Origin of the sequence: Reichenbachiella sp., assembly GCF_039944555.1 — a bacterium.
GTDB lineage: Bacteria > Bacteroidota > Bacteroidia > Cytophagales > Cyclobacteriaceae > Reichenbachiella.
In genome coordinates this window covers 782,437-804,740 of sequence record NZ_JBDUYN010000007.1, presented here as the reverse complement: position 1 = coordinate 804,740, position 22,304 = coordinate 782,437, and the positions used below count along the sequence as shown (strand labels likewise).

Sequence of the window (22,304 nt, the reverse complement as noted above, 5' to 3'; positions counted from 1 at the left end):
CGAGATGAAAAAGATTTTAGTGATAGGAGCGGGACCAGCTGGATGTGTTTCAGCTTGTTACCTGAAAAACAAAGGTTATGATGTCACAATCATAGAAAAATCAAAATTCCCTCGATTCGTCATCGGAGAAAGCCTGTTGCCCATCAGCATGGAGCATTTTGAGGAAGTAGGATTATTGCCCGTATTGGAATCTGCTGGTTTTGAAGTTAAATCCGGAGCCTTATTTATAAGAGGAAAAGAAGAAATCGATATTTCCTTCTCAGAATATTTTACTAAAGGCTGGACTTGGACCTGGCAGGTACCTAGAGATGAATTTGATCATATTTTGGCTCAAGAAGCTGAACGAAAGGGAGTTAAGATTCATTATGAAACTACCATTGAAGACTTAAGATTCCTGGATTCCGTAGTTAAAGGTACTTTTTGCAAAGGGGAGAATCATTTCACTGAAGACTATGAATACGTAATTGATTCCAGTGGAAATGCTGGTGTACTGTCCTCAATGCTTTCAATCAAAAAAGTTTCTTCTAAATCAGGACGAAGATCCTTATTTACACAAGTTAAGGAACTGAACCGTGACCAATTTCCTAGAGCAAACCGTATCACATTTGATGTGCTTGCCCAGGATTTGTGGTTCTGGGTCATTCCGTTTTCTAATGGCAATACCTCATTAGGTTTTGTTGGAGGTGAACAATGGTTTGAAGGTAGTACAGATCCTAATGAACAGTTTAGGGGCATGCTTCAGAAGTCTGAAAATTTCAAATCTCGCTTTGAGGAACTGGAATATTTATTTCCAGTACGTGGAGTGGAAGATTATACCTGTCAAGCGGAACAGCTTTTTGGAGACCGGTTTGTACTAGCCGGCAACACGACAGGATTTATTGATCCGGTCTTTTCTTCAGGAGTGGCAATGGCGACCTCGTCCGGACTCCTTGCAGCGAAGCTGATACATCGCACCCTCTCAGGAGAATCCGTAAATTGGGATCAAGAGTATACCGGTTATATGAAAGAGGCTGCAGGAGTGTTTGCTGCATTCGTGAATACATGGTATTCGGGCCACCTTCATGATGTTTTCTTCTATCCTAAAATTCAGATGCCAATAAAAAAGCAATTGACCTCTGTTCTTGCCGGATATGTGTGGGATAAGAAAAATCCGTTTGTAGTTAAAAAGGAAAAGCTGATCGAGACCTTGTCAAAAGTAATTGCATTGGATACTGAGACTGTAGAAGGGACTTCTTGAAGTAACTATCCATGCTTCTTCAATACCACCAAGGTATTGGAAGACTTTTTGGATTGTGAAATTACCTCGCAGGACATTCCATGTTCTTCAGCCCAGCGGAAGATAAATTCCAGATTAAAAAAATTGAGCTTACCAGATGTTTTATTGAATTTCAATATTCTGGTAGACCATTTCTCAGATTTCTCCGTCCAATCATGTTTTTCTTTATGGCCTGACATGCCATCACGAATCAAGAGAATACCCTTGTCCCGCAAGCCATTTAGGCAGTTTTGAAGAACAGTCAGCTGATTTTGATCTGATAGGTAATGAAGTACGTCAGCTAAGATAATGGCGTCTGCTTCTACCGGTTTGACGGTTGTAATGTCTTGAGACTCAAAGTGAATTCGTTCATTGTTCAAATAGCTATTAGCTGCCAGAGTAATTTTGTCCTCGTCGTAGTCAATACCAATTACTTCCCGTTCTGGGGCACGAAGAAGCAAAAAATGACTTAAATAGCCCATCCCGCAACCGAGATCATAAATTTTCTTAGTTCCTCTGCCTATCAGTTGATTGTATTGCTCATAGTTTTTGATTTCATACTTCCATTTGATCCTAAAATACCAATCTGAAACCGGCCCCTTATAGCGAAAACTACCAAGAATAGGGCTATAGGCATGCGCTGCCATGTCTGGCTCAGAGAGCCGATCCTGATAGGCCTGTTTATATGCCTTGGATACCAACTTGGTCATGCTTCGATAATCTTCACCATAACTGGTGTCATTCCATTTGATTCTGGGCAAGACTGTGAGATCGTTGAACCCGCTTTTTAAATAAAAGTCGTATTTGGGTAAGGTATATCCAAAACCATGCAGCATGATTGGTGTGATATCTACTTTAAGTTCTTTGGCCAGATAAAAGGCGCCTTTATGAAATCTACCAATCTTCCCTTCTTCAGTTCTGGTACCTTCTGGGAATATGCCAATAGAATAGCCCTGAGCCAAAAGCTCCTTTATCTTATCCTTATTTTTTTCCGCTCCCTCAAATGCAGGTAGAAAATCTGCATACCTAACGATTGGACCAAAAAGAGGAGAGTGATAGACCCAGTCATTGACCATCAGTACCAGTTTGGGATGCAATCTTAACAAAGTCAGAATATCTATAAATGTCGAATGATTTGCAATGAGTATAGAGGGCTTATCAAAATCAAGACGGTCTAAATGAAAATCTCTCATTTTGACCGTTACAATCGTAGCCAATTGAATTTGCGCAATTTTTTGTATGACAAGATGTGTCCAGTATTTTTTATTAGATGCAGCTACCATCGGTGTCCATCGAATCAGCGTACAGATCACAGTGCTAATCAGGCTGCCTATGGCAAACCCTGCGAAATTTGTTCCGCCAATTAGCATACCAAGTATGGTCATAGGTGGCTTGCCTTTTTCGATTCTGGCTGTTATGAAAAATCTAAAAAGCAGGGGTTGGATAAAAAATGAGACAAATACTATGATTATGATGCCGAGTACACTCAGGGTGGCAATGGAGCGTAAAGCGGGATGTTTGGCAAAAATCAGTACACCGGTACCTACGATTGTAGAGAGGGCCGACAGGAGAATACCTGCTTTGTAATGTCCAAGTACACGCTTTCCCGATTTGTACTTCTCTTGCAAACCGTCCGTAATAAAAATGCTAAAATCATCGCCTAATCCGAATATGAATGTGGCGATAATCACATTGATGAAGTTGAACTTAATATCAAGTAAGGAGGACAAGCCTAAAATCCATATCCAGCTAATGAGCATTGGAATAAACGAGATTAACGTCAGTTCAACACTGCCATATACTACGAACATGGCCACAAAAACGGCTAAACTGGCAAATAGCAATAGATAATTAAAATCTGCCTTTACCGATTTTATCAACTGACCAATGATGTTCTTTTCGTCCAGGACCTGAACTCCATTTATAGTGGCCAGCGCGGATTTCACTTCATTTAGTTGTTTTAAATCACAGACGATGCTTGTCATTAGACCTGTATCGTTATCATGCTGTAACCTCATTCTCTGTAGTGACTGGCTTTGTTCAACCAATGGACTCTTCGCCTGAGTCCGATGATCTTTTTCAAGCAAATTGAAAAAAGACCGAAAGGCTTGCTGGTTAAATCCGAGATCAGATCCTATGTTGGATAACCTGAATTTGGTTGTGTCTGAATGAATTCGCCAAAAGCTATTCCAAGCTTGAATCCTACTCTTTTGTTCTGATTCCGGAATTAGAAATGGCGCCAGAGAGAATTGCTGGTGGATCGACCCGATAGCCGCTAGACTGTCGAGGACCTTTTTTAAGTTAAAGTTTACACGAATAGTAATACTTTCACTTGTGTCACTGACCAAAATGCCAATTCTTTTCTCTCGGTCAGGATCAATATTTTGAATCAGCATTTCCCGCTCTTTCAACACCTTAGGGTGATGGTTAAGTTTCGAAAGATCGTCTTCAAATTTCACATCAAGTGCGAAATAAGAAAACAAAAGTGTCATTAAACTAATGAACCACAACATGGTGGAAGAGGTGCCGGAATCTTCGATTTTAATCGTATCCATCCATCGGTCAAGTCGACCGGTACGATCAAAATTAATTGAGGTTTGAAGGGGTCTAAGTAAATAGGGCAATGCAGTCAAGACGAAAAACAAGGTGCCGGACAAGCTGAGTGCCGTCAACAGACCAAAGTCATGTAGGGTTTGAGACTGGGCAAATAAAAGAGATAAAAATGCAAGTATAGTAGTAAATGCACTCGTGGATAGTGGAAGTAGTATTTGGTTGCGGGCTTCTAAGGCATCCTTGGTCTGTTTGAATTGGGAGAAGTAATGAAAGCTGTAATCGGCTACGATGCCAAAAACAACGGCACTAGCACCAAGAGCTAAGCCAGAAAGTTCGCCCTGAATTAAATAAATACAGCCAATAGCAAAAAGAACCCCGAAAATTCCAGGTATTAAAAACAACAAAAGTATTGAGAAGGCTCGGTAATAATAAATCAATAACCCAATAATAAAGAGTATGGCAATAGACAGCGTAATGGCGATGTCTTTTTTGATTTGACTGGCATTTGCCTCAGCAATAAGAAAAGTACCAAAGTAGGAAAGTGAATGTTTTGGATTTGCGAGATTCCATTTTTCTGAGACCAACCCGAGTTGGGCAGCCATTTTCGCATTCTGTTGGCTATCAGATATCGAGTGTTTTAGTTCGCCGTAAATGTAAAGCTGTTTTGCATCTCTGGATAAGAACAAACCTTGTGTATTAGCAAATTTTTGCTGCTCGATTTTACCACTTAGCTTCTCAAGTGCCATCGGTAAAAGATGCAAGGGATCTGCGATGAGCCATTTTTTTATGCCAAATCCCTCAGGAGAAACAAGTAGATGTTTATTTGAAATCAATGTTTGCTCGATCGCAGCTTCCGACAGGAGTTGCTCAATTTTCTGATAATCATTTTCCTCAAGATAAAGTGGTAGATTTTCATAGATATGGGTTGCCACATCTTCCGGGTCCAGATCACTTCGATATATGAGATTAACGATGGACTGATCAGTTTCTTCATTAAGAATTGCAATCAATGAGTCGGCATATAACTCAAGATCTTCGGGCGTGTCATTTGGTAGACAAGTGATGGCAAAAGCAATCGATTGTTTGTTGCTATTGATCCAGGAATTGACGTCAGTATTGTCAAGACTGCTCGGTAGCGTTTGATTCAGGTTTTCTCCTATTTTTATTTGAAATAAACTGAATACGCCACCACCAGTGAGAATCAGAACTAAAAGAATAAAAAGCGAACGAGCTATAAATTTCATCAATTAAACAGGTACAAGCAATATCTGAGGCAATATTAATCGATCTTCGTATATATCGATGGCATATCTCTCAATCTAAAATGAGATTATAATTAATTTTGAGAATGTGTCATAACTCGTTTACTTTGACACGTTTTTTTACTGCAGGATTTAACATTTCACTTTGAACATGCTTTCTCTTCCTCAAATCGAGGATATATTTTCATACCAATCGACTTACCAGCTTTCTAAAGAGCAAGAGGCGAGAGTCAAGCGATCCTTTGAATTTCTTATAGAGTTCTCACAAGGGAAAGTTATATACGGGATCAATACTGGGTTTGGCCCAATGGCGCAATATCGGATCAGTGATGAGGAGATGGAACAACTCCAGTACAACCTGATTCACAGTCACAGCAACGGCTCAGGAGAATATGTAGATCCGGTATACGTGAGGCTGGCAATGATCTGCCGGCTCAATACATTGGCTTTAGGATATTCGGGAGTTAGCCCGGAATATGTTCAGACCTTAAATGCCTTTATACAGAATGATATCATTCCTTGTGTGCCTGAACATGGTGGTGTCGGAGCAAGTGGAGATTTGATTCAGTTGGCGCATATGGCTCAGACCATTATTGGTTTTGGCAAGGTGCATTATCAGGGTGAAATTAGAGAAACGGCAGAAGTTCTCGAGGCCTTGAAAATCAAACCATCTCCTCTGAAACTAAGGGATGGGCTTGCTGCTATTAACGGGACTTCCTTTATGAGTGGAATTGCCGCCATTAATTTGGTGCTGTCTAGGCGTTTGATTAGTTGGGCTATTCATGTTTCCTCTATTATGAATGAACTCACGGCTTCCTATGATGATTCATTTTCAATCGAACTGAATCAGGCCAAAATGCACCCTGGACAAAGGCAGGTAGCCAGCCTGATGCGAGAGCTATTGGCCGATGGGAATGTCTTGAAGCAAAGAAATGAACACCTTTTCAATGGAGATCAGATCAAAGGTCAGGAGTATTTTTCCGAAAAGGTACAGGAATACTATTCTCTTAGATGTGTTCCACAGGTCATCGGTCCTGTACTTGATGGATGGAACCATGCCAAAGAAGTAGTCGAAAACGAAATCAACTCAGCCAATGATAATCCAATCATATGTGTAGATTCTCATAATGTTTACCACGGAGGAAACTTCCATGGAGATTATGTCGCGTATGAAATGGACAAGCTCAAAATTGGTGTAACCAAATTGACCATGCTGCTCGAACGTCAGTTGAACTTTTTGATGAATGCACGTTTGAACCAGATCTTCCCTCCATTCTTGAATACCCGCAAACTAGGGTTCAACTTTGGTTTGCAAGGCATGCAATTTACTGCCGTATCCACCACAGCAGAAAATCAGACCCTTTCCAATCCTATGTCGGTACATAGCATTCCAAATAATGGCGATAATCAAGATATAGTAAGTATGGGTACCAATGCCGCTCTTATGACTAAGAAGGTAATTGACAATGGCTTTGAGGTACTGGCCGTTCAGATGGTAGCCGTAGCACAAGCTTTAGATATTGGTGAAAAAGTTGATTCTATGTCCACCGCAACTCGTACTTTCCTCTCATTTGTGAGAAAAGAGGTTCCGATGCTCAATGACGATGTTTCCTTGAGTAAAGAATTGAAAGAGCTAAAAAATAAATTGATCCACAAAGAAAAGAAATTATTTTGAAAAAATGTGCGTTAGTTACCGGTGCCTCCCGTGGTTTGGGAAAAGCAGTGGCTATGAGTCTCGCAAAAGATTTGGAGTTGCACGTACTGATCAATTATGCCTCAAATAAAGGAGCAGCGGAAGATACCTTGTCGCAAATAGAGGCCAATGGAGGAACCGGAGAGTTGCTTCCTTTCGATGTCGCAAGTCATGAAGAGGTTCGGCAAGCCATAGAACAGTGGCTAAAGGATCATCCAGAGGACAGGCTTGAGGTCTTGGTAAACAATGCGGGAGTTACCAGAGACAATCTAATGGTATTTATGGAAGAAGAACAATTTGATGAAGTAATCAATACAAGTCTCAAAGGTATGTACAACGTCACCCGTCATGTAGTACAGCATATGGTGCGAAAAAGATACGGTCGAATTATCAATATGGCTTCCTTGTCTGGTTTGAAAGGTGTGCCTGGGCAGGTCAATTATTCGGCAGCCAAAGGAGGCATGATAGCCGCGACCAAGGCACTGGCTCAGGAGGTGGCCAAGAGAAAAATTACCGTAAATGCAGTAGCACCAGGATTTATCACCTCGGACATGACCAAAGACTTAGATGAAGATCAGTTGAAAAAATTCGTTCCAATGAATAGATTTGGAGAAGCAGAAGAAGTAGCTGACTTGGTTAGTTTTCTGGCATCGTCAAAGGCGGCCTATATCACAGGAGAGGTGATCAATATTAATGGCGGTTTGTATTCTTAAAGCAGAAAGTAATGAGAGTTGTAATCACAGGTATTGGCGGATATTCTTGCATCGGGAGTAATGTTGACGAGATTACTGCATCTCTCCGGGCAGGAAAAAGTGGTATAGGATTGGACCACGAAAGAAGAGCATTTGGTTATAGGTCCTGCCTGACAGGAATTATCCAAGAGCCGGATTTGAAGGCGCAAATCAAAAGAAGAGATCGTGTAGGCTTGTCAGAGGAGGCCAAATATGCCTATGTGGCTACTGTGGAAGCCATGGCCATGGCTGGAGTTGATGTCGACTTTTTTGAACAAAACAGGGCAGGAATTATCTATGGAAATGATTCTTCGGCTAAGGCCGTCACAGAAGCTGTAGATATTATTCGAGCCAAAAAAGACACCATGATGGTAGGGTCCGGATCTATTTTCCAATCCATGAACAGTACCGTCACCATGAATTTGGCCACCATACTTAAACTCACAGGGATCAACTATACAATCAGCGCTGCTTGCGCTTCAGGGTCACACGCAGTTGGTATGGGCTTTCATCTCATTAAATCCGGTTTGGAAGAAATGATCATTTGCGGAGGTGCGCAGGAAGTAAATCCCTATGCCTTTGGAAGTTTTGACGGTCTGGGCGTATTCTCAATGAAAGAGGACGCACCGGCGAAATCCTCTAGACCGTTTGATCGCGACCGCGATGGGTTGGTTACGAGCGGAGGAGGTGCTACGCTGATTTTAGAGACTTTGGAATCCGCGCAAAGGCGAGGAGCCAATATCTTGGCTGAAGTAGTAGGCTATGGATTTTCATCCAATGGCAATCACATTTCTAACCCAAGTACTGAGAGTCAAATAATCTCCATAAATAGAGCCTTAGAAATGGCCGAATTAAAGGCTTCACAAGTTGACTACGTAAATGCCCATGCGACTTCTACTCCAAAAGGAGATGAATTTGAAGCCAAGGCCATATATGAAATATTCGGCAGCAAGACGCCCGTGAGCTCGACTAAATCAATGACAGGACACGAATGCTGGATGGCGGGAGCCAGCGAACTGGTTTATAGCATTTTGATGATGCAGCAAGGTTTTATTGCACCCAATATCAATTTTGAAAATCCTGATCAGTTCTCCCAAAATCTTAATATTATTGCAGAATCATTGGAAACTGAATTGACAACAGTTTTGTCGAATTCGTTCGGTTTTGGTGGTACCAATTCATCAATAATATTAAAGAAATATGAATAAGCAGGAAGTTGTAGAGGTTGTGAATGGATTCCTGATTGAGGAGTTCGAGATAGACGAAGAAGTGCTACAGCCGGATGCCATACTCAGAGAGGCGTTGGATTTGGATAGTTTAGATTATGTCGATCTGGTGGTTGTCATCGAAGATAATTTTGGCTTCAAAGTAACTGGAGAAGATTTCGTTGATATCAAAACATTGGATGATTTTTATAATTTTATCTGCAGTAAGGCTCAGCCGGTCTGATGGCAACCTGGGACGGTAAAACAAAAGGCACGCTCCTGGGCTATCAAATATTTGTGTGGATGGTCCAGACGTTCGGCTTAAACATATCTTATCTTTTTCTAAAGACCGTAGCCTTTTACTATTATATTTTTGCACGTCGCAACAAACGGGTGCTCCAGTATTTTTATGAAACGAGATTGGGCAATTCCAGAACTGATGCCAATAAGCTCATTAAAAAAAACTTCTACTTACTGGCACAGAGCATTCTTGATAAAATAGCTTTTGCCACCGGTCAGGAAAAAAAATTTACTTTTTCTAACGAAGGCGAAGATCGACTTGTCGCATTAGCCAATGAGAAAAAAGGAGGAGTACTGGTTTCTGCACATTTTGGAAATTGGGACATTGCAGGTCAAATACTGAAAAATTGTGATGCGATAGTAAATGTCGTTATGTACGACAACGAGCATGAAGACATCAAAGAGTTTTTAGAAAAGAAAAGTGGAGTCAAATATCATGTCATCGCGCAAAAAGAAGACATGTCGCACCTATTTAAAATCTACCAGGCCGTAAAAAGAGGAGAGCTGATTTGTATGCATGGTGATCGATTTATAAACAAGGAGCAAACCATAAAGCTGGACTTTTTAGGTGCAAAGGCTTCGTTTCCATCTGGACCGTTCAAAATGATAAAAAAGCTCCGGGTACCTTACGCTTTTGTATTTGCCACCAAAACGGATGATAGACATTATCACTTCACCTCTACAGTTCCCAAACTTCCGGAAGAAGAACCGAATCAAATCGCGCAATCTTTCGCCAATGTCCTGGAAGAGAAAGTAAAGGTGAACCCAGAACAATGGTTTAATTATTACGATTTTCACAAGCACCCATGATAGACCAATTACTCGACCGGCCAATTACTGACTTTATTCCACAAAGGGAGCCTATGGTGATGATCGATAAAATCATCACCTGTGAAGGCAATACCATTACAACCAGTTTTCTGGTTAAGTCGGATAATCAATTTCTGTCGGGCAATAGATTCAGTGAGTCGGGAATGTTGGAAAACATTGCACAAACGGCTGCAGCAAAAGTTGGTTATGAATGCCTGAAAAACAACGAACCCGTGCCATTGGGCTTTATCGGGTCAATTAATAAAGTCGGTGTTGTAGATTATGCTCTTGTGGAACAGGTGATAACCACAGAAGTGATTATCCAGAGAGAAGTGCTCAACGTCACCATCATAAAAGGCACGTGCATGCTTGGGGATAAGGATCTTGCGACTTGCGAGATGAAAATTATTTTAGATTTGGGGTAATGAAGCAGTTCGTCGAAGATAGTGTAGAAGTAAGAGTGCGATTCTCTGAATCAGATGCCATGGGAGTGATCTGGCATGGTAATTACCTAAAGTTTTTTGAAGATGGTCGTGAAAAATTGGGTGAGCATTTTGGTATGTCTTATCTCGATATTTCAAAGGCTGGATATGTAGTCCCTATAGTGAATGTAGAAGTTAAGTATTTGGCGCCTGTGACCTTTGGTCAAAAAATTAAGGTAATTTGCCATTTGGTAGATGCTAAGGCGGCCAAAATCATTCATGAATATGAAATTTGGAATTTGGCAACCAACCAAATTAGCTGCAAAGGTCGCACCGAGCAGGTATTCCTAAACCAGGATACGAAGTCCTTGCAGCTCAACTATCCTGAATTTTACGAAAAATGGAAGAAGAATCTTCCATGGAAACAAAAGTGATTTATATAGGAGCCGAAAATATTGTATCGCCCTTAGGAAATACGACAGAGGACAATTTTGAAGAAATTCGAAAAGGCAAATCAGCTTTGTCCCTACACAGCGAAGATGGTTTTTCGTGCCCCTATGGAAAAATACTGAATTATGATTTACTCCCGGAGCTGACAAAATTGGAGTCACTGATGGTTCACTCCATACAATCGTCACTTGCTCAACTCAACCGTGATTTAGAGGACAGCCGAACGTTGCTTATACTAAGTACGACAAAGGGAGATATAGAACATCTTGCTAAAGGAGATGTGGAAAAATCAAAACCGACTCATCTTCTTGAGCAAGTGAAAAGTCATCTCGCACTCAAATGCAGCCATACCACTATCAGCAATGCCTGTATATCGGGTGTCCTAGCCTGTATTCATGGGCACGATTTAATCAAGCAGGGAGCCTACGATCATGTCGTCGTCGTTGGAGCAGATCTTGTTAGCGAATTCACCTATAGAGGGTTTGAATCATTTTTTGCCTTAAGCGAATTGCCATGTCGACCTTTTGATCAGGATAGAACTGGCCTTTCTCTTGGGGAAGGAGTGGCTACAGTAGTAATGTCCAAGGACAATAGAGTATATCTGAAAAAGCCGCTGGCATTTCTTGGAGGAGCAAGCGCAAACGATGCGAATCACATTTCTGGTCCATCCCGTGAGGGTGAAGGACTCTTCAGGGCGATCACTGAAGCCATGAAGCAAGCAGGAACTAAAAGTGATCAAATTGACTTTGTCAATGCGCATGGCACAGCAACCAGATACAACGATGATATGGAGTCCATCGCTTTTCATAGGGCAGGTCTGGAGTTGAAAGCTGTCAACAGTTTTAAAGGATATTACGGTCATACCTTAGGTGCTGCCGGAGTCTTAGAGCTTGTACTCTCCATGCAGAGCATGCAAAATGATACACTGATTAAAAGTTTGGGTTTTGAAAATGAAGGAACTGCAAAACCACTCAATGTGATAGCAGACAATGAAAGCAAGAAAATACGTACTGTACTCAAAACCGCTTCTGGCTTTGGTGGTTGCAATGCAGCTGCCATACTACAAAAGATATGACGAACTTCGAAATTACATATCAGTTATCTATTGACCCGAACGGTATCGTACGGAATGGCACGCCATACGACTTTAAGTTGAATCCCGATACTTATGCTTGGATGGCAGAATTGTATAGGCATTTAAAGATTGAGTACCCAAAATTTCACAAGATGGATCATTTGTGTAAGCTGGCGTTCTTGGGCGTCGAATTACTTAAAGAATCCGTTGATTGTACTTCGTTTGATAAGGACCGGGTAGCCTTGGTTTTTGAAAATAGTTATGCCAGTTTAGATACAGATCAAAAGCATCAGAAGAATGTACAATCTCAAAAGACAAGCCCCGCCGTTTTCGTATATACTTTGCCTAATATTTTGATGGGAGAAATCGCCATCCGTAACCAATGGTATGGAGAGAATTTATTTGTTTTGAATGATGAATTTGATGTGGAGGGATGGAAACAGACTGCAACGACTTTGCTCAAGGCAAATAAGGCAGATGTGATCATAGGCGGATGGGCGGAAGTGTTGGATCAGCACTTTGACCTACGTTTACATATGATTCAAAGAAGATAATTGACTAAAATGCAAATATGGAATTAATAGAAGAATTGAAGGAAAAGCTAATCGAACAGCTCAACCTGGAAGAAATGAAGCCTGCTGACATCGCCAACGATGCACCGTTATTTGGTGAAGGGTTGGGGTTAGATTCAATAGACGCCCTTGAGATTATTGTACTACTCGATAGCCACTATGGTATCAATGTTTCCAACCCGGAAGAAGGCAAAGAAATTTTTTATTCTGTTGAAACCTTAGCGAACTTTATCACAAAGCATCGGTCCTAATGAAGGTTTTCATCACAGCAACAGGTGTCAATTCTGCCATCGGCACTAATGTAAATGAGTGCCTGCTGGCTCTTACCCAAGAGCGATCCGGCCTGGGTAGCTGTGATATTTTCGACTATAAATCCTTACATGTAGGACGAGTCAATCAATCTAATGACGAGCTTCGTGAACGAATAGGGTTACCAAATGAAAACTGGCCTCGCACCGCATTATTAGGCTTACTGGCGGCGCAAGAGGCATTCAAAGGAAACTCAGATTCATCAGTTCGAAAAGGATTTATTAATGGTACCACTACCGGAGGAATGGACTTGACCGAACAGCACTATGGTCGACCAGAAGAGGCTAGGAAAGCTGACGGATGGAAAGTGGTTGCTACCCATGATTTGGGTGTTGTTACTGCATTAATCGCCCAACAATTGAGTTCATTCGACTATATAAACACCATTTCGACCGCGTGCTCTTCTTCTGCCAATAGCATTATGCTTGGTGCCAGAATGATCCGTAATGGGAGTTTAGATCAAGTGCTAGCGGGCGGATGTGATGCGTTGACTTCATTTACCATCAATGGTTTTAAATCACTTATGATATATGCCAACGATGTTTGTCGTCCATTTGATCAACATCGTCTCGGTCTTAATTTGGGCGAAGGAGCGGGTTATTTGTTGCTTGAGAATGAAAAAAGTTTGGCCTCTTCTGGCAATACGGCTCTTGCTGAGCTGACGGGGTGGGCCAATACCAATGATGCCTTTCATCAAACCGGTACATCTGAGGAGGGAACTGGTGCAAAATTGGCGATGATCAGGGCGCTTGAAAAAAGTGGACTGGCAGCCGAGAAAATAGATTATCTCAACGCACACGGTACCGCTACAAACAACAACGATAAATCTGAAATGGCTGCTATAGATGCTGTTTTTGATCATGTGGATTTTAGCTCTACCAAGGGGTTTACAGGTCATGCACTGGGCGCTTCAGGAGGAATTGAAGCTGTGTTCTCAATGCTCAGTCTGCAGTATCAGCAAGCTTGGGTCAACAAGAACCTCAATGAGTCTTTGAATGAAGGAAAAATCGATCCATTGGGAAGTGATTTACCGAAAAAAATAAATCACGTCATGTCCAATTCCTTTGGATTTGGTGGCAATAGCACATCCCTTATTTTTACAAAAAATTAACTTTGATGTACATTCAGGCAGCCAGTTCAATTACCACATTGGATACCTTTTCTACGACAGGGTTTTGGGAGCAATTACTTTCCAATGGCCATACCCAGGATAGCCTTTTAGAGCCTGAGTATAAACAATACATACCAGCAGGACTACTCAGGCGAACACCGAAAATCAACAGAATGGCTTTGGCGTGTCTTGAAAAATGCCTAAACACATATCCTGCAGTTCTGGATGGTATTGTGATCGGCACTGGATTGGGTTGTTTGCAAGACACTCAGAAATTTTTGGAACAAATCGCAACAGCCAGGGAAGGCCAGTTGCTTTCGCCCACCGCCTTTATTCAATCGGGTCATAACGCCATTGCGGGTCAAATAGCGCTCAATAAAAAAATCCATGATTACAACATGACTCATGTACAACGCGGACTATCCTTCGAATATGCCTTGAAGGATGCCCTGCTATGTCTGGAAGAAGGCCATCAGGAGATATTTGTGGGTGCCGTGGATGAAAAGACTGAGCTACTCAGTGAACTAGCAGCTAAATTTGGGATTGACGAACAAGAAGGAAGTCTTTCAGAAGGCGGGTCGTTTTTTATAGTGAATCAAAAGCCATCGGCAGTAAAGATTTTGGATGTGCAAATCTGTGGATCGGATTGGAAAGAGGCATTGGACCAAACCTTAAAGGAACTTGGGCTGGAGTCGAGAGATCTTGATCACGCTTTTGTAGGGTACAACGGGCATAAGGATGATAATGTCAATTTGGACTGTCCATCTGCCACATATACAGAAGTTTGCGGAAGATACTTCAGCAGTTCTGCATTCGGTTTGCACGCAGCTTACGACTTTTTGAGCACAAAGGCCGGTGCAAAGCATGCTTTGGTTGTCAACCGTGCTGATCAGAACCAAACGAGCTTGATGCTCTTGTGTCGTGAGTAAGTATCAAAAAACAAACTGGATTTTTGCCATTCTGGGCTTGTTTTGTACCTGGCAAATGTATTTCAATCTGATGTACGGCCTCTGGCTTTTAATTGGAGTAATCATAACATATGGAGTACTGATGTTTTGGTTTTCTATGAATATGCAGGCCAACTTTTTTGTAACCACAATTAGCCATTTGCCGGACGGTAAAGTGATGCTAACGTTTGATGATGGACCTCATCCGGTCCACACGCCTGAGATTCTTGATATTCTGAAAGAAGGAAATGCGAAAGCTCTGTTCTTTATAATCGGGAAAGAAGCAGAGAAATACCCGGAAATTGTACGTCGTATTCAAAACGAAGGTCACTTGATCGGAGGGCATAGCTATGAACATACCCTCACCTTTGGATTAAAAGGGTCATGTAGCGTGCATGAAGATATAATGAAAGGGCAAAATCTGCTGTCAGAATTGACCGGGCAAGAGGTGAAGTTCTTTAGGCCACCCTTTGGAGTTACCAATCCGCAGGTGGCAAATTGTGTGAAAAATGAAGAATTGCACACGATCGGCTGGAGTGTGAGATCCTTTGATACCGCCACAGTCGAAGCCGCTCGGATAATAAAAAGGGTAGGTGAAAGAGTCGAAGCCGGTAGCATTGTTTTGCTGCACGACAGGCTTTCTCAAACAGTAAAGGCCTTACCCGGAATATTGAAAGCTGTAACGAGAAAAAAATTGGCACTCGATGTGCAGTACTTAGAAGATTTAACAAAACAAATATGAGAAACAGCAGTTTCATTTTAACTCTTCTGATCGTAAGCATGAGTACGAATAAAGGTCTTGCACAGAACACTATTGACCGGGAATTTATTTCGGCGATCAAAGAAGCGAAGACCAGAATTCAATCCATCTCTTGTCAATTTGAGCAAACGGTGGTAATGAGCGTCTTGTCAGATAAGCAGAAGTCTTCAGGAAATTTTTACTTCAGAAGTCCGGCGCAATTAAAGTGGGAACAGTTAATCCCTGATAATTATACCCTGGTCATTAATGGTGATCAATCCTACAAGATGGATGGTGTAGAGAAGAAAAACTTACCTGCAGGGGCCGCGCAGCTCGTTGGTTTCAGGAGATTTATCATTGGGACCTTAGACGGTTCAATATTTGATTCCAATCATTTTGATACAGACATTGCAAAGGCCGAGTTGAATTGGGAGATCAGTATGCTGCCAGTGAAAAAAGTGCTATCCAAAAGATTCGATAAAATTCAGCTTACCTTTGATCAAAAGGAAATGCTGTTACAGCAAATGACCTTTTTTGAGCCGGGTGGTGACCAAAGAATCATCCGATTTGAAAATCACAAAATCAATACTTTGACTGACGATACAAATTTTCAGTAAGTTATGGACAAGGCAAATTTTAGTCGTTTGATAGCATTAAATAAGGCGGAATCAAACGAGGAGCAACATACTTTTAATATTAAAATCAATCCGGAGCACTCGATATTTGAGGGGCACTTTCCCGAGCGCGCGATTCTTCCCGGTGTGGTGATGGTAGAGATTTTCAAACGTGCGGTTGAAAGTGTTGTAGGGAAGCCTGTACGCATGCAAGAATCCAAAAGTCTTAAATTTTTGAAGATGGTTGAGCCCGCAGAAACAACCAAGTTGCAATTGTCGTTGAAGGTTGTCACAGATGGCAATGGTTTCAGTGCACGAGGCGAACTGCACAATGAAGCAGGTGTTTATTTTAAAGAAATGGCCTCTTTCGTTGAAGACTGAATCAAAAACATCTAATGATATGAGCTGCTGTGTTGTAGTTCCTACCTACAATAATGCGGCAACACTGACAATGGTTTTAAGAGGTGTTGAGGCTCATACGAAAGACATCATTGTTGTCAATGATGGTTCAACAGACCAGACCAATGAGGTGCTGAACGAGTTTGGTCATCTTGACCAAATTGGCTTTTCAGAAAATCAAGGCAAGGGACAAGCGCTCCGAAGTGCCTTTACCAGAGCCATCGAATTGGGATATAATTATGCGATCACCATTGACTCTGACGGTCAGCACAGCACAGATGATCTTCCTTTAATGTTCGAAGCCATCAGGTCAAACCCTGGGAAGTTGATCATGGGTTCCAGAACCATGAAAGCGGAGGGCATTCCAAAAAAGAGCAGCTTCGGTAATCAGTTTTCGAACTTTTGGTTTTGGGCAGAAACGGGCCTTCGACTTTCTGATACACAGACAGGTTTCAGGGCCTATCCATTGAATTCAATCAAAGGAATGAAATGGTTTACCAAGCGATTCGAGTTCGAAATAGAAGCCATCGTGAGGTTGGCCTGGCGCAATGTGAAGTTTGTGGAGCAGCCGATCTCAGTTGCCTATGAAGAAGATCGGGTGAGTCATTTTAGGCCATTTCAGGATTTTGCCCGCATCAGTGTTTTAAATACTGTTTTGTTCACCTCGGCATTGCTGTTTTTCTTACCCAGACTTTGGATATGGAATTTTTCTTTTTCCGGTTTTTGGCATCAAATCAAAAATGAATTTACCTCAGGAAGTCACAGCCCAATTAAGTTAGCCGCTTCGGTTGGCCTCGGATTGTTCTTCGGTATTTTCCCCATTTGGGGATTTCAAATGGCAGCAGCTTTTGCATTGGCGAGTATAATGAGGCTCAACCGCGTTGTGGTGCTATTGAGCTCAAACATCAGCATTCCACCATTTCTTCCATTTGTTATTTACTTCAGTTTTCAATTGGGTAGTGTATTTTTTACAAAACCAGTTGAATTTTTAAATCTTGACAGCATTGATTTATCCACCATTCATATTCATCTGAGTCAATATCTTGTAGGCGCCGTTTTACTGTCAATTTTAACTGGAGTATTCGGGTTTTTTGTGGTGCTTTCGACGCTTAAATTTTTCAACTTCAGGAAACGAAAAAGCCTGTAACTTAAAAGCTACTGGCATCTAATAAGATATTATTCAAAGTTTACTCTTCGGAGGAGGCCTTGAGTCTTTCCTTTGCTATCTTCTTTTTAGACTTACCGAGAGGCCCAAGGAAATGCTTGGGGTTTTCATCGAGATGGAGCAATAGACGATCCAGATCCTCAATGGTCTTGTAGAGATTGTTGTAAAGCGAATCCTCTTTTATCACCTTGCTCAAGGTACCATTGCCCTCATTGATGCTCTTAAGAAGTACGGTCAGTTCACTAAGCGTTTCATCCAACGAAACAACAGCACTGTCCAAAGGGAGTCCTTTGATCATATTCATCGTTGAGTCCGCATTTGCCAGAATTGGGTTTAGTTGATTGACTCTTTCCGTGATGGTTGGCAAGAGTGTATTCAAATTATCAAAGGTTTGCTTGATCTTCGGGTTGTTTTGTCGCACCAAGATGTTAACACTTTTCATCGTAATATTGGCGTTGTCAAGTGTTGTAAGTAGCCTTTCGCCTGCGCCTTCCATCCCAAGTAGAATTTCATTGATCCTTCTGATCGTCACGGTCAGGTTAGCTGTTATAGGCTGTGCACTTTCGAATAGGGCCTGCAAGCCTTTATCGATTTTCGAAATTAAGGTGTCTCCGGACTCAATAGGTCTTGATAAATCTCCAATGTTGAGAAGAATAGCTTTGCTTCCAAGGAAATCGCTATTCACCAATTCTGCCACTGTCGAATCACCTAGAACTACATTTTCATCTACGTCCAGTTCAACAATGATTTGATTATCTCTTTCCTGAAGTATACCGATGGTGCTCACACGCCCAACGGCATAACCATTCACTATCACAGGATTTGACACATTCAATCCATCAATATTTTGATAGAGGACATAGTACTTATTGGTGGGGGAGAAAAAAACTTTTCCCTTTAAGTAGTTAAATCCGAGATAGAGAATGGCTCCTGAAATGATGGCGAATAAGCCTACTTTTACTTCTTTACTCACGTTTAGGTATTAATTTTTAGATTCTATTTCGGTTTTATAATCTCTAACGGCTCGATATATTCCGGAGGCAATGTAAGTTTGTTGTAATTTATCATTTAATTCTTTTTCTTCCTTTAAATTACTCAAGTATCCCGTTTCTATTAATATACTTGGCATTGAGCAACTCCATAAAACATAGAAACCTGCTTGCTTGACTCCCCGACTTTTTCTTCCCACTCTATTTTGAAATTGTTCTTCCACTTTGCTTGCTAGTTGTATACTACGTTCTTGGAAAGCTGTTTGAGTAAGAGAAAAAAGTATGTAGGACTCCGGAGACTGAGGGTCAAATCCTTCATAGATTTCTTCGTAATTTTCCTCTAGTAGAATGACGGAATTTTCTCTTTTCGCAACCTCGAAGTTCTTTTCAGCAACATGCAAACCCATAACATAGGTCTCCGTACCATGTACTGAAGTACTCCAGGGTGCATTGTTGCAGTGAATGGAAATAAAGAGATCAGCATCATTTTTGTTTGCCAAATCGGATCGTTCAAATAACTGAGGGTAACTGTCATTTGTCCGAGTATATAAGACTTCTACATCTGGCATATACTTATTAATTATTTTACCGGTCTCCAGCGCTATATTCAAAGCAACGTCCTTTTCTCTAGAAAATGATCCAGAAGTGCCTGGATCTTTACCTCCATGACCGGCGTCAATTACGATTTTTTTTACTGCAACATCCTTTACTCCAGTGTTGTTAAAGGAGCTCAGAATCAATAAAATTGAAAAAAATGATGTCGCAAAAATATTTTTCATCCAGATACGCTAGTTTAAATTATAATGGCAATATTTTTGTACAAAAATGTAAATTTTTACTCGTAACTGAAAACCCCTGGTGCGCATAATCAAGTACGTAGTCATTTTAATTTTTCTCTTTTCTGCAAGGTTTTCAGCTTTTAGTCAAGTTTTACCACTAGATACTGCTCAAATACTTCAGCAGCTACCACAATTGATCGATTCTCTTGGTATTCGAGACTCCCTGGTGAACCATCCGGAGTATGTGCCAATTATTGTGGACTCAGCTCAACAGATTCTGGGTAAAAACCCTGATTTGCTGGATAGTCTTACAGAAACCATGCCAGCGACTAAACCTCGCAGACCAAAGGGTGATATAGAAACTACCATTGATTACAAGGCAAGAGATTCCATCTTTTTTGATCTCAATAATCAGATGATGTATTTGTATGGCGAATCAACAATTGATTATGGGGATATCAGCCTTTCGGCTGAGCGAATTTCCTTAGACTGGATTGAAAACTCGATTCAAGCCAATTATGTACTTGATTCTGCTGGGAAGAAGATAGGTAAGCCAGTATTTACTGAAAAAAGAGATGTATACGAGACTGACGACATAAAATATAACTTCAAGTCGAAAAGAGCTTTGATCAAGGGAGTAATTACCGAACAGGATGGTGCATTTATGCATGGAGAAAAGGTAAAAAAGAACGAAAAAAACGAAATGTTCATACGTGGAGCTAAGTATACTACCTGTGACCATGCTTATCCCCATTTCTATATCAAATCCTCCAAACTCAAAGTAATTCCCAACAATAAGGTGGTGTCTGGACCTTTCAACCTCTACTTTGGGGAGATACCAACGCCAATAGGGTTTCCGTTTGGCATGTTTCCTCAACCAAAAGAAAAGGCATCTGGTATTATATTCCCATCCTATGGAGAAGATCAGGCCAGGGGTTTTTTCCTACGAAACGGAGGGTACTATTTTGATATCAATGACTATGTAGATCTAAAACTGACAGGAGACATTTTTACCAACGGAAGTTATGGGTTGCAAAGTGTATCTACTTATCGAAAACGGTATGCTTTTTCAGGCAATTTCAACCTGAGATATAACAAAACTAACAGCACGCAATTCGAGGATGATTCCTTTTCGAAAGACTTTTGGCTCAACTGGTCACACAGCCCTCAGTCTGTAGGTACATCAAGGTTTTCTGCGTCGGTGTCGGCGGGTACTTCCACCTATACAGCAAATGCTAACAATGTAGGACAAGACTTTCAGCAAAGTGTGAATGCTCAATTCAACTCAAATATCTCTTATTCGAAAACCTTTCAGGGTACACCGTTCAACCTGAGCCTGAATGCCAGACATAGCCAGAATATCAGTACGGAAACCGTGAATGTTACGCTGCCCGAGTTGAGTTTCAACATGAATCGTATTTATCCTTTCAAGAATATTGGCAATCTCAAAAATGGAGTTTTAGGTAAACTTGGGTTCTCATATAATTTGGTTGCTAAAAATGAATTGTCTAATGCTGCCGTTACCAATCCTAGCTTTACAGTGGTCAATAGAAGCGCATTGGACGATAGCCTGATCGGTTTTAGTACAGACAATTTGTCTACGCTCTTTGATCGAGCCAAATTAGGTGCCCGACATACGATACCTATTGCCACATCATTCAATGTGCTTAAGTATCTTACGGTAAGTCCTAGTTTTAATTACACGGAAGTGTGGTACCCTAAGGAACTGGAATACACCTACGATGATCAACTCAATGGTGTAAGAGTTGATACGCTGAGGCAATTTTCTAGAGCAGGATGGTACAGCTCAGGGGCTTCGATGTCCACTCGCTTTTACGGCATGTACAATTTTGGCGGAGGTAAGGTCAAGGCGATACGACATGTGATTACACCTAGCATTGGCTTTAGTTACAGCCCAGACTTCGGAGACCCTTCTAAAGGTACCTATAGTGAGGTAGTTGTTGACGAGGCTGGAAATACGCAGTTGCTCTCCAAATATCAAGGCTTTGCTTATGGAGGGCCAACACTGGGCGAAAGTGCAAGTCTTTCATTTTCCATGAATCACAACATAGAAATGAAAGTCAAGGCAAAAAATGACTCAATTGAAGAGTACAAGAAGGTGAAAATATTTGACAACTTATCCATGTCTTCCGGTTACAATTTCTTAGCTGATTCATTCAATTTGAGTAATATCAACGTGAATGCCCGAACCAGTTTGTTCAATCGTATGGTGAGTCTGAATATGAGTGGGACCATAGATCCTTACGTGTACGTACTCGACAGTATTGGGTCAAATGATCAAGTGTATCAGCGAAGAATCAATCGACTAGCCTGGAACAATGGAGAGGGTTTGGGTAGGTTGACTCGTGGTAATATAGCCGTAGGCCTAAACCTTAAGCCCAAAGGAAGTCAGTCGAAAGACGGTGGTCAGAGCGGGGGTACGGGTATGAACCCCAATCATGTCAATAACTCCGATCCTGATAATCCGTTCCTTCCGGGATTGGAAGAGAACCAATTGGCTGGCAATGTCAATCAGTTTATCTCCAGAGATCCCAATCAATATGTACCGTTTGATGTGCCATGGGCGTTGAATGTGAATTACTCCTTCAATTACAGCAAGAACGGGTTCAACGATGCTGTTATCACGCAGACGCTAAATTTTAATGGAAATTTGAGTATTACCGACAAGACCCGAATTGGATTTAATTCCGGGTATGATCTTGAAAATAAGGAATTTACAGTTACCCGACTAAATGTAGGCCGAGATTTGCACTGTTGGACATTGAATTTTAATTGGGTTCCTTTCGGCCCACGCCAATCTTATTTTGTTGAAATACGTGTAAACTCTCAGTTACTTAAAGATTTGAAACTGGACAAAAAGAGCCGTTCTACTTACACCAGTTTTTAACCTTATCACTTTTTAC

Annotated in this window: 21 protein-coding genes; 18 read left to right on the top strand and 3 right to left on the bottom strand. The window is 41.3% G+C overall.

Translation table 11 applies throughout. The annotated features are described in order from the left end of the window. The first annotated feature begins 4 nt into the window (after window positions 1-4). Window positions 5-1,237, top strand: a complete 1,233-nt coding sequence (locus ABJD64_RS12025) for an NAD(P)/FAD-dependent oxidoreductase (protein ID WP_348179065.1) — start codon at window positions 5-7, stop codon at window positions 1,235-1,237. 5 nt (window positions 1,238-1,242) lie between these two features. Here ABJD64_RS12025 and ABJD64_RS12020 read toward each other — a convergent pair whose 3' ends face one another. Then, window positions 1,243-5,052, bottom strand: a complete 3,810-nt coding sequence (locus tag ABJD64_RS12020) for a 1-acyl-sn-glycerol-3-phosphate acyltransferase (protein WP_348179063.1) — start codon at window positions 5,050-5,052, stop codon at window positions 1,243-1,245. A 169-nt stretch (window positions 5,053-5,221) separates the two neighbouring features. On the opposite strand from ABJD64_RS12020, the gene ABJD64_RS12015 reads away from it, so the two are divergent. Genes ABJD64_RS12015 through ABJD64_RS11940 form a run of 16 tightly spaced genes read left to right on the top strand, consistent with a single transcriptional unit; the run spans window position 5,222 to window position 17,594 of the window. Next, window positions 5,222-6,745: an aromatic amino acid ammonia-lyase gene (locus ABJD64_RS12015; RefSeq protein WP_348179061.1), complete on the top strand. Its 1,524-nt coding sequence runs from the start codon at window positions 5,222-5,224 to the stop codon at window positions 6,743-6,745. Continuing rightward, window positions 6,742-7,476 (top strand): 3-oxoacyl-ACP reductase FabG, encoded by a 735-nt coding sequence (gene fabG / locus ABJD64_RS12010; RefSeq protein ID WP_348179059.1) that lies wholly within the window; start codon window positions 6,742-6,744, stop codon window positions 7,474-7,476. Before ABJD64_RS12015 ends, fabG begins: the two co-directional genes overlap by 4 nt. An 11-nt stretch (window positions 7,477-7,487) precedes the next feature. Further along, on the top strand, window positions 7,488-8,702 hold the full coding sequence (locus tag ABJD64_RS12005) for a beta-ketoacyl-[acyl-carrier-protein] synthase family protein (RefSeq protein WP_348179057.1): 1,215 nt from the start codon (window positions 7,488-7,490) through the stop codon (window positions 8,700-8,702). Next, window positions 8,695-8,943 (top strand): phosphopantetheine-binding protein, encoded by a 249-nt coding sequence (locus ABJD64_RS12000; RefSeq protein WP_348179055.1) that lies wholly within the window; start codon window positions 8,695-8,697, stop codon window positions 8,941-8,943. Before ABJD64_RS12005 ends, ABJD64_RS12000 begins: the two co-directional genes overlap by 8 nt. After that, the gene (locus ABJD64_RS11995) at window positions 8,943-9,809 is read left to right on the top strand and encodes a lysophospholipid acyltransferase family protein (protein WP_348179053.1); all 867 of its coding nucleotides are present in this window, start codon (window positions 8,943-8,945) and stop codon (window positions 9,807-9,809) included. The genes ABJD64_RS12000 and ABJD64_RS11995 overlap by 1 nt, the downstream gene beginning before the upstream one ends. Further along, a complete protein-coding gene (locus tag ABJD64_RS11990; protein ID WP_348179051.1) occupies window positions 9,806-10,234 on the top strand; it encodes a 3-hydroxyacyl-ACP dehydratase in 429 nt (142 codons plus the stop codon). The genes ABJD64_RS11995 and ABJD64_RS11990 overlap by 4 nt, the downstream gene beginning before the upstream one ends. Then, window positions 10,234-10,665, top strand: coding sequence for an acyl-CoA thioesterase (locus ABJD64_RS11985; RefSeq protein ID WP_348179048.1), 432 nt, complete (start codon window positions 10,234-10,236; stop codon window positions 10,663-10,665). The genes ABJD64_RS11990 and ABJD64_RS11985 overlap by 1 nt, the downstream gene beginning before the upstream one ends. Continuing rightward, window positions 10,632-11,756, top strand: coding sequence for a beta-ketoacyl synthase N-terminal-like domain-containing protein (locus ABJD64_RS11980; RefSeq protein WP_348179046.1), 1,125 nt, complete (start codon window positions 10,632-10,634; stop codon window positions 11,754-11,756). The genes ABJD64_RS11985 and ABJD64_RS11980 overlap by 34 nt, the downstream gene beginning before the upstream one ends. Beyond that, window positions 11,753-12,310, top strand: a complete 558-nt coding sequence (locus ABJD64_RS11975) for a hypothetical protein (RefSeq protein WP_348179044.1) — start codon at window positions 11,753-11,755, stop codon at window positions 12,308-12,310. Before ABJD64_RS11980 ends, ABJD64_RS11975 begins: the two co-directional genes overlap by 4 nt. A gap of 17 nt (window positions 12,311-12,327) precedes the next feature. Then, on the top strand, window positions 12,328-12,579 hold the full coding sequence (locus tag ABJD64_RS11970) for a phosphopantetheine-binding protein (protein WP_348179042.1): 252 nt from the start codon (window positions 12,328-12,330) through the stop codon (window positions 12,577-12,579). After that, on the top strand, window positions 12,579-13,748 hold the full coding sequence (locus tag ABJD64_RS11965) for a beta-ketoacyl-[acyl-carrier-protein] synthase family protein (RefSeq protein WP_348179040.1): 1,170 nt from the start codon (window positions 12,579-12,581) through the stop codon (window positions 13,746-13,748). Before ABJD64_RS11970 ends, ABJD64_RS11965 begins: the two co-directional genes overlap by 1 nt. A 5-nt stretch (window positions 13,749-13,753) precedes the next feature. Continuing rightward, window positions 13,754-14,677: a beta-ketoacyl synthase chain length factor gene (locus ABJD64_RS11960; RefSeq protein ID WP_348179038.1), complete on the top strand. Its 924-nt coding sequence runs from the start codon at window positions 13,754-13,756 to the stop codon at window positions 14,675-14,677. After that, window positions 14,670-15,437 carry a polysaccharide deacetylase family protein gene (locus ABJD64_RS11955; protein WP_348179035.1) on the top strand — a complete coding sequence of 256 codons (768 nt, stop codon included), beginning with the start codon at window positions 14,670-14,672 and terminating at the stop codon, window positions 15,435-15,437. Before ABJD64_RS11960 ends, ABJD64_RS11955 begins: the two co-directional genes overlap by 8 nt. Window positions 15,438-15,475: 38 nt before the next feature. Next, entirely contained in the window at window positions 15,476-16,051 is a 576-nt protein-coding gene (locus ABJD64_RS11950) for an outer membrane lipoprotein carrier protein LolA (RefSeq protein ID WP_348179033.1), read from the top strand. Between the two features lie 3 nt (window positions 16,052-16,054). Continuing rightward, the gene (locus ABJD64_RS11945) at window positions 16,055-16,429 is read left to right on the top strand and encodes a hypothetical protein (RefSeq protein WP_348179031.1); all 375 of its coding nucleotides are present in this window, start codon (window positions 16,055-16,057) and stop codon (window positions 16,427-16,429) included. A gap of 19 nt (window positions 16,430-16,448) precedes the next feature. Beyond that, window positions 16,449-17,594, top strand: coding sequence for a DUF2062 domain-containing protein (locus tag ABJD64_RS11940; protein WP_348179029.1), 1,146 nt, complete (start codon window positions 16,449-16,451; stop codon window positions 17,592-17,594). 40 nt (window positions 17,595-17,634) lie between these two features. On the opposite strand, the gene ABJD64_RS11935 is transcribed toward ABJD64_RS11940, so the two are convergent. Continuing rightward, window positions 17,635-18,585, bottom strand: coding sequence for an MlaD family protein (locus ABJD64_RS11935; RefSeq protein ID WP_348179027.1), 951 nt, complete (start codon window positions 18,583-18,585; stop codon window positions 17,635-17,637). Between the two features lie 9 nt (window positions 18,586-18,594). Continuing rightward, the gene (locus tag ABJD64_RS11930; RefSeq protein WP_348179025.1) at window positions 18,595-19,380 is read right to left on the bottom strand and encodes an N-acetylmuramoyl-L-alanine amidase; all 786 of its coding nucleotides are present in this window, start codon (window positions 19,378-19,380) and stop codon (window positions 18,595-18,597) included. A gap of 79 nt (window positions 19,381-19,459) precedes the next feature. On the opposite strand from ABJD64_RS11930, the gene ABJD64_RS11925 reads away from it, so the two are divergent. Continuing rightward, window positions 19,460-22,288, top strand: a complete 2,829-nt coding sequence (locus ABJD64_RS11925; RefSeq protein WP_348179023.1) for a putative LPS assembly protein LptD — start codon at window positions 19,460-19,462, stop codon at window positions 22,286-22,288. Window positions 22,289-22,304 lie beyond the last annotated feature (16 nt).